This is a genomic window from Martelella sp. UBA3392 (genome assembly GCF_002358775.1).
GTDB lineage: Bacteria > Pseudomonadota > Alphaproteobacteria > Rhizobiales > Rhizobiaceae > Martelella > Martelella mediterranea.
Genome location: NZ_DEPM01000135.1, coordinates 1 through 4066, shown reverse-complemented (window position 1 = coordinate 4066; position 4066 = coordinate 1). Strand labels below are relative to the sequence as shown.

Below are 4066 nucleotides of genomic sequence, written 5' to 3'. Positions count from 1 at the left end.
GCGCCACCCTCACTGCCCCTTTCGGGGCATCTCTCCCGCCAGCGGGAGAGAATATTGGGAGCAAGACCCCACGCCCACACGCACCGGCCCCACTTCTCAAGTGGCGAGGTAGCGGGCTGGCTGTGCGGTGGCTTGCACCCTCCAGACGCTGCCGGGCCCATCCGCCCGCCTGCGCCTGAGCGAGAGGACCGCCCCCGTGCTGATGTCCTCCTCAGAACGCCGCCGCAGCTATGGCTACGGCATCGCCGCCCTTGCAAGCGTGATCGGCTTCATCGCGATCGCCATTGTCGCGCTCTCCGGTTTCGGGCGGCTGCAGGCTTCGCTCGCGGTGTTCGACGAGCCCTATGTCTGGCGCATCCTGCGTTTCACGCTGTGGCAGGCCACGCTGTCGACGCTGATTTCGGTGGCGCTGGCCATCCCGGTCGCGCTGGCGCTGGCGCGGCGGCCGCATTTTCCGGGCCGGCTGTGGATCGTGCGGCTGATGGCGGTGCCGCTCGGCCTGCCGGTGCTGATCGGCGCGCTGGGGCTGATCGGCATCTGGGGCCGGCAGGGGATATTCAACGATCTGCTGACGCTCGCGGGCTTCGGTCGCCCGCTCCAGATATATGGGCTGCAGGGCATTCTGCTGGCCCATGTCTATTTCAACCTGCCGCTCGCCGCCCGCCTGTTTCTGGCGGGGCTGGAGCGGGTGCCGCAGGAATATTTCAAATCGGCGGCGATGCTTGACATGCCCGGCCGCGCGGTGTTCCGCTTCGTCGAATGGCCGGTGATCGCGCCGCTGATCGCCGGCGTCGCCGGGCTGATCTTCATGCTGTGCGCCACCTCGTTCACGCTGGTGCTGATATTGGGCGGCGGGCCGGCGGCGACCACGATCGAGGTCGCGATCTATCAGGCGCTGCGCTTCGATTTCAATCCCGCCCGCGCCGTCGCCCTTGCCGGCATGCAGATCGGGCTGACCGGTCTGGTGCTGATCGCGCTGGCCTTCCTGCCCAAGGCCAGCGATCCCGGCACCAGCGCCGACACCGCGCTTGCCCGTCCGGACGGCGCCGGACGGTTCAAGGCGCTGGCCGATGCCGGCATCATCGCGCTTTTCACGATCGCCCTCGCGCTGCCGCTCGCCATGATCGTCATCAAGGGTGTGGAGGCCGACCTCGTCAAGTTGCTCGGTGAACGAATTTTTCTGCGGGCGACGGCGACAAGCCTTGCGATTGCGGTTGCCGCCGCATTGGTTTCGCTCGCCGTGGCGCTCGCCTTCATCACGGCAACCGGGGCGGTTACTGCGGCAAAACATCCGAGTGTAGCCGAGAAAGGTTTCAGCGCGACGATGGCGGCGATGGGGTCGCTGGTGCTGCTGGTGCCGCCGATCGTGCTGGGAACAGGCTGGTTTCTGCTGCTGCGCCCCTTCGGGCTGACAGATGCGGCCGCGCCGCTGGTGGTCGCCGGCATCAATGCGCTGATGGCGCTGCCCTTTGTGCTGCGCGTGCTGCAGCCGGCGATCGCGGTTCACAGGGCGCGCACCGCGCGGCTTGCGGCAAGTCTCGGTCTTTCCGGTTTCGCCCGACTCAGGATCGTCGACTGGCCGGGGCTCAAACGCTCGCTTCTGACCGCGCTGTCCTTCGCCATGGCGCTGTCGCTCGGCGATCTCGGCGCCGTGGCGCTGTTCGGCGGCGATGATCTCACCACCCTGCCCTGGCTGCTCTACAGCCGGCTCGGCAGCTACCGCACGGCGGATGCCAACGGGCTGGCGCTGATCCTCGGCGCGATCTGCCTTATCCTGATGGTCGCCGGCACCCGCCGGCAGGCCGCGCGATGAAAGGGAAAGCGACCATGCCCGTCGATATCACGCTTGACGATGTTGCCCTGAGGCTCGGCGACAAGGACTTCCTCTTCGACGGCCAGATCGAGGGCGCGAAAGTGAGCGCGGTGACCGGCCGCTCCGGCTCCGGCAAGACGACGCTGCTCAACCTGATCGCCGGCTTCGAGAAGCCCGACAGCGGCGAAATCCTGATTGCCGGGGAGCGAATGAATGCGTTGCACGTGGCCGATCGCCCGGTGACGGTGGTGTTTCAGGAAAACAACCTGTTTGCCCATCTCGATATCTTCACCAATGTCGGCCTCGGCCTGGACCCGGCGCTGAGGCTCGACGAGGCCGGACGGGAGGAAGTGCGCGACGCGTTGAAACGAGTCGGGCTTGAAGGCTATGACGGGCGCAAGCCCGCGACATTATCGGGCGGCGAACGCCAGCGCGCCGCCTTTGCCCGAGCGCTGGTGCGCGACCGGCCGGTTCTGCTGCTCGACGAGCCATTCGCGGCGCTCGATCCCGATATGCGCGGCGAGATGGGCAGGCTGCTGCTTGAACTTCACCGCGAATCCGGCAATACCGTCGTTATCGTCTCGCATGAGCCGGACGAGGTGGAGGCGATCGCCGACCACCGGTTGGTTGTCGAGGACGGGCAACTTTCCGCGCGCTATTGACCCTTGGCGTGCGGAACGTCAAATATGATAGAGTGAAACAAGCGCCGGGCGGCTTTCGCCGGACCGCAGTGATCAGGGACGCGTTCATCCGGACGCGACAGGCATGGTGAATAAGGTCGGCCGCGGCCTCACGCAAGATAGACGCAGGCGCTTCCTGCCGGGAGTGCGGCCATCCGTGTTCGTACTGATCGCGGCGCTGGGGCTTGCCTCGTGCCAGACCAACGACACATTTTTCATCCTGCCGGAGACCCCGGCAAGCGCCGAACAGACCGTCGACGCGCTGACCCGCAACGATCCGAATGCGGCGATGGGCGCGCGCGAGCATCCGCGCATTCTCGAGACTTATGGCGGCCAGTACCGCGACCCGCAGGTGGAAAAACTGGTGGCGCGCGTCGCCGGGGCGCTGACGGCCGTTTCGGAAAATCCGCGCCAGACCTACCGGATCACCATCCTGAATTCGCCCAGCATCAACGCCTTCGCGCTGCCGGGCGGTTATCTCTACGTCACCCGCGGGCTTCTGGCGCTTGCCACTGATGCCTCCGAGATCGCCGCCGTGCTGTCGCACGAAATGGCGCATGTCACCGCCAATCACGGCATTGAACGCCAGCGCCGGGAGGAAGCGGAAGCGATTTCCAACGAGGTGATTTCCGAGGTTCTGCCGGGCAATCCTGAAGTCGACCAGATCGCCGCGCGCGGCAAGATGCGCCTTGCCGCCTTCTCGCGCCAGCAGGAACTGGAAGCCGACGCGATCGGCATCCGCATGCTGGCGGAAGCTGGCTACGACCCCTATGCCGCCTCGCGGTTCCTGCGCTCCATGGCGGCCTATGCGCAATATGAATCGGCGGGCGCGGAGGGCGAGAGCCTCGACTTCCTGTCAAGCCATCCCAACACGCCGCGCCGCGTCGAACTCGCCGCCCAGCAGGCCGCGCTCTATGCCAATGTCGGCCCAAGCGAGATCGGGCGCGATTATTTCCTGAACGGAATCAACGGACTGCTTTATGGCAGCAATCCTGAGCAGGGCTATATCCGCAACCGCGATTTCTATCATCCCAAGCTGCAGATCGCCTTCCAGGTGCCACCCGGTTTTGTGATGACAGACAAGGCCAATGCAGTGGTCGCCACCGGACCCGGCGATGTCGCGATCCGTTTCGACGGCGTGAAGGCCAATGGCCGGCGCGATCTCGAGGAATATATCAGAAGCGGCTGGGTGACGGGTCTGGTCGAAGGCTCGGTCCAGTCCACCACGGTAAACGGCATGCCGGCCGCGACCGCGAAGGCGGTTGCTGGCGACTGGGTGTTCGATGTTACGGTGATCCGCGACGGCGGCGATATCTATCGCCTGTTGACCGCCGCGCCGCGCGGCAGCGGCGCGCTGGAGGATACCGCCTTTTCCGTGCGGTCTTCGTTCCGCAAGCTTTCGCCCGCCGAAGCCTCCGATCTGAAACCTTTGCGGATTCGCATCGTCACCGTTCAGCCGGGCGACACGGTCGCCAGCCTCGCCGCGAAGATGATGGGTACAAACCGCAAGCTCGCCCTGTTCCAGGTGCTGAACGCGCTGCCGCCGGGGGCAACGCTCTCGGCGGGCGAGACG

The 4066-nt window shown here is 66.0% G+C and carries 3 protein-coding genes; all 3 read left to right on the top strand.

Translation table 11 applies throughout. The features are described 5' to 3' along the window. The first annotated feature begins 202 nt into the window (after positions 1-202). On the top strand, positions 203-1813 hold the full coding sequence (gene thiP, locus B4E36_RS09955) for a thiamine/thiamine pyrophosphate ABC transporter permease (RefSeq protein WP_292053907.1): 1611 nt from the start codon (positions 203-205) through the stop codon (positions 1811-1813). A 14-nt stretch (positions 1814-1827) separates the two neighbouring features. Further along, entirely contained in the window at positions 1828-2475 is a 648-nt protein-coding gene (locus tag B4E36_RS09950; protein WP_292053829.1) for an ATP-binding cassette domain-containing protein, read from the top strand. Positions 2476-2578: 103 nt separating this feature from the next. Beyond that, positions 2579-4066: M48 family metalloprotease (locus B4E36_RS09945; RefSeq protein WP_345900301.1), on the top strand; the 1488-nt coding region annotated here is incomplete at its 3' end.